This window comes from Micromonospora sp. WMMD736 (assembly GCF_049179015.1).
Lineage (GTDB): Bacteria > Actinomycetota > Actinomycetes > Mycobacteriales > Micromonosporaceae > Micromonospora.
In genome coordinates this window covers 1-4,569 of the sequence record NZ_JBMHMI010000020.1, presented here as the reverse complement: position 1 = coordinate 4,569, position 4,569 = coordinate 1, and the positions used below count along the sequence as shown (strand labels likewise).

At 68.1% G+C, this 4,569-nt stretch carries 4 protein-coding genes; 3 read left to right on the top strand and 1 reads right to left on the bottom strand.

All coding sequences use genetic code 11. The features are described 5' to 3' along the window. On the bottom strand, positions 1-555 hold a 555-nt coding region (locus tag ACN269_RS32760), incomplete at its 3' end, for a TenA family protein (protein WP_421476910.1). Positions 556-618: 63 nt separating this feature from the next. Between ACN269_RS32760 and ACN269_RS32755 the strand changes: the two genes are divergently transcribed. The 3 genes from ACN269_RS32755 to ACN269_RS32745 all read left to right on the top strand — a co-directional run. Then, a complete protein-coding gene (locus ACN269_RS32755; RefSeq protein ID WP_421476908.1) occupies positions 619-2,460 on the top strand; it encodes a fatty acyl-AMP ligase in 1,842 nt (613 codons plus the stop codon). Positions 2,461-2,515: 55 nt separating this feature from the next. Then, complete coding sequence (locus ACN269_RS32750) at positions 2,516-3,478, top strand: DUF808 domain-containing protein (protein ID WP_421476911.1); 963 nt, start codon at positions 2,516-2,518, stop codon at positions 3,476-3,478. Positions 3,479-3,573: 95 nt separating this feature from the next. Beyond that, on the top strand, positions 3,574-4,569 hold a 996-nt coding region (locus ACN269_RS32745; RefSeq protein WP_421476906.1), incomplete at its 3' end, for a CHAD domain-containing protein.

Sequence of the window (4,569 nt, the reverse complement as noted above, 5' to 3'; positions counted from 1 at the left end):
CAGTGCCAGCACCTCGGCGACGGTGGTCGCGAACTCCTCACCGCCGTAACTGTCGATCCACAATTGGTAGCGCCGGTCCGGCGAGCCCTTCTCGGTGAGTTCCTGGCCGACCCGGGCATAGATCCAATAGCAGGGCAGGACGGCGGCCAGCCCGTCGGCGAAGCTGCCACCATACGCGGTGGCCAGCAGGTAGCTGGTGTACGCGCGGGTGGTGGGCGTCACGCCCGCGGCGTCGATGTCGGCGAGGTCGAAGCCGAGTTGGGGGAGCAGTTCGGCGTGCAACGCCAATTCGACGTCGAACACCTGGGCCGCATGCCGGGCAAACATCGCGGTGTCGGCCTGCGTGGGGGCCTTTGCCGACGCGACGGACAGTGCCCGCGCATAGTCCCGCAGGTAGTGCACGTCCTGGGCGACGTAGTGCGCGAACACATCTGGGGCCAGCGTGCCGTCGGTGAGCCCGGTCACGAACGGGTGGGCGAGGATGGCGGAATAGATCGGTTCGATTCCACTCCACAATGCCTCTGACCATGTCTGTGCGGATGTGACGTCACTCATTTGGGCCAAGCTACCCGCTGGCGGCGCCGCCGGGGCCCCGCTCCCGACGCATAAACTGCGGGCATGGTTCGCGGTACGGCACAGCAGTCCGGTCCGCGCCAGGGTCTTTTCCAGATCGAGGATTGCCTCGACGCGCACGGCGGGGTGGTACTGCCTGACGGGGCCACATTGCTATCGCTGATCGACCGCAATATCGCCAACGTCGGCACGGCGGTGGCCTACCGGTACCTGGACTTCACCGGTGGCTCCGACGGGCGGGCCAGCGAGCTGACCTGGAACCAACTCGGGGTTCGGATCCGGGCTATCGCGGCGGAGCTGCAAGCGGTCACCGCACGCGGCGACCGGGTGGCGATCGTGGCCCCGCAGGGCCTGGAGTACGTGGCCGGATTCTTCGGGGCGATCAAGGCCGGCGCCATCGCGGTGCCGCTGTTCGCGCCGGAACTGCAGGGCCACGCCGAACGCCTCGACACCGCCATGCGCGATTGCCGGCCGACAGCGGTGCTCGCGACGACGGCGGCCCGAGCGGCGGTGACCGAGTACCTTTCGCGGCTGCCGGCCGGCGACCGACCACGAGTCCTGCTCATCGATGAAGTGCCCGACTCGGCGCAGGACGCGCTCGTCCCTGTCGAGGTCGGCGTCGAGGATGTCTCGCACCTGCAGTACACCTCGGGCTCGACCCGCGCGCCGGTCGGCATCGAGATCACCCATCGCGCCGTCGGCACCAACCTGTTGCAGATGATCCTGTCGATCGATCTGCTGGACCGAAACACCCACGGCGTCAGCTGGTTACCGCTCTACCACGACATGGGCCTGTCGATGATCGGCTTTCCGGCCGTGTACGGCGGGCACTCGACGCTGATGTCGCCGACCGCATTCCTGCGGCGCCCGCAGCGCTGGATCCAGGCACTGTCCGACGGCTCGCGCGACGGCCGGGTGGTCACCGCCGCGCCGAACTTCGCCTACGAATGGACCGCCGCGCGCGGCCGACCGCGCGATCATGCCGACATCGATCTAGCCAACGTGGTGATGATCATCGGCTCCGAACCGGTCAGCTTCGACGCGATCTGGACCTTCAACGCGGCGTTCGCACCGTTCGGATTGCCGCCGACCGCGATCAAACCTTCCTATGGAGTCGCCGAGGCAACGTTGCTCGTCTCGACCATCGCTCCGGACGCGCGGGCGAAGGTCACCTACCTGGACCGCGAGCATTTGCTGACCGGCGCGGCGGTGCCGGTCGAGGCGAGCGAGGCCGCCGTGGCCCAGGTGTCGTGCGGTCAGATCGCGCGCAGCCAATGGGCGGTGATCGTCGACCCCGACTCCGGCGCGGAGTTGCCCGACGGCACCGTGGGTGAGATCTGGTTGCAGGGCGAAAACATCGGCCGCGGCTACTGGCAGCGCCCGAGCGAAACCCAGCGGACGTTCGGTGCCCGGTTGACCTCCGTGCTGGAAAGCGGCAGCCACAGCGATGGCAGCGCCGCCGACGGGAAGTGGCTGCGCACTGGTGATTTGGGCGTCTTCCTGGCCGGTGAACTGTACGTGACCGGCCGGATCGCCGATCAGATCGTCATCGATGGCCGCAGCCACTACCCGCAGGACATCGAACGCACCGTGGCCGAGGCCGCGCCACTGGTGAGGAAGGGCTACGCCACCGCGTTCACGGTGCCGGCTGAGGGTAACGAGCCGGGCCTGGTGATCATCGCCGAACGCGCGGCCGGCACCGCGCGCGCCGATCCGGCACCGGCGGTTGAGGCGATCCGGGCAGCGGTGGCCGACCGGCACGGACTGACTGTTTCCGATGTCGGGTTCCTGCCCGCCGGTGCGATCCCACGCACGACCAGCGGTAAGCTGGCCCGCCACGCCTGCCGAAGCCAGTATCTGGCCGGCGAGCTGCCTGGCCTGCGGTGAGGAGACGCATCCGTGCCGCGCGGCCGGTAACGTTCGCATCCATGAGGGAGACGCGATGAGCGCAGGCTTGTTCGGTCTGCTCGACGACGTGGCCGCGCTGGCCCGGTTGGCCGCAGCGTCGGTCGACGACATCGGTGCCGCCGCCGGACGCGCCACCGCCAAGGCCGCCGGCGTGGTCATCGACGACACCGCCGTCACCCCGCAGTACGTGCAGGGCATCAGCGCCGATCGTGAGCTGCCGATCATCAAACGGATCGCGATCGGATCGCTACGCAACAAGCTGCTGTTCATCCTGCCCGCGGCGCTGCTGCTCAGCCAGTTCGCGCCGATGCTGCTGACGCCGATCCTGATGCTCGGGGCCACCTATCTCTGCTACGAGGGCGCGGAGAAAGTATGGGGCCGGATCCGCGGGCATGACGGTCACGCCGTACCGGCCGCGGTCGTCGGACCCGACGCCGAACGCTACATGGTGACCGGCGCCATCCGCACCGACTTCATCCTGTCAGCCGAAATCATGGTGATCGCCCTCAACGAGGTTGCCGACCAATCGTTTCTGCCGCGGCTCATCATTCTGGTGGTCGTCGCGCTGGTCATCACCGCCGTGGTGTACGGAGTGGTCGCCGGCATCGTGAAGATGGACGACGTCGGCCTGAACCTGGCCCAGCGCTCGTCGCGGCTGGCACAGCGCATCGGCACCGCGTTGGTCGCCGGCATGCCCAAGCTGCTCGCCGCGCTGTCGGTGATCGGCACGGTCGCGATGCTCTGGGTCGGCGGGCACATCCTGCTGATCGGCACCGACGAACTCGGCTGGCACACGCTCTACGGTTTCGTCCACCACCTCGAGGAGGCCGTGCATCATGTCGGCGGCGTCGGGGCGGTGCTGGCCTGGCTGGTCAACACCGCGGCCTCGGCAGTGATCGGGCTGATCGTCGGCGCCATCGCGGTGGCCGTCATGCACGTGCTGCCATTCGGTCGCAAGCCCGATCCGACGCCGAGCTCTTCGGCGGCCGGCCACTGACCCGGTCGTGACACGAACCACAGATGAACGAATCGTTAACACCCGTTGACTAACATCCTCCGTCAGGCCCGTCTTGGGCATGACGAGAGGAATCTATGACGACGAGCACCCGCGCCTTCAAGACCAAGGGCGCGGTGTCGGCGGACGACATCACCGCGGCGCTGCAGCCCAAGTTCGCGGTGAGCTTCGGCACCGAACGCACCAATTCGCGGACGTGGCTCGACACCTTCGACTGGCGCCTGTACAGCGCCGGCGTACCGCTGGAGTTCATCGACGACGGGCCGCTGACCGCGCATCTGCCCAACGGCGCGGTACTCAACTGCCCGCAGCCCGCCAAGGATTGGCCGGTTCTCGTCGACGATCTGCCGCCCGGCCGGCTACGCGAGACACTGGACGAAGTCGTCGCACCGCGGGCTCTGCTGCCGGTCGTCACCACCCGGCGGACGGTGAGCGAGAACCGCGTGCTCAACGACGACGACAAAACCGTGGCCCGGCTGATCATCGAACGCAACGGCGACGATGTCAGCTGGATACAGGTGCATCCGCTACGCGGCTATGACAGCGACGCTGACCGGATCGCGGCGCGGCTGTCCGACGTCGCCCGGTTCACCGAGATCGCGATCAGTCCGTACGACGAAGCGCTGACACACGCAGAGCGACGGCCCGCCGAAGACAGCGGTCCCCGACTGACCGCGGCGACCCCCGCGCCGAAGGCGGTCGCTGCGGTCCTCGGGCGGTACGCCGCCGTGATCGAGGACAACGTGGCCTGCACGATCGAGGCCATCGACATCGAGTTTCTGCACGATCTGCGGGTGGCGGTGCGCCGCACCCGTTCGGTGCTCAAGCTCGTCGGTGACGTGCTGCCCGATGACCTGGCCGCCCGGTTCGCACCCGAGTTCAAATGGTTGGGCGACTTGACCACCCCGGTCCGTGACCTCGACGTCTACCTGCTCGACTTCGGCGGTATGGCCGGTGGACTTACCTCGGCCGCCCCGAGCGATCTCGAACCGTTTCGGTCGTTTCTGCAACGCCACCGCACCGCCGAACGGCGGCGCCTGGTACGTGGCCTGCGCTCGCGGCGCTTCGAGCGC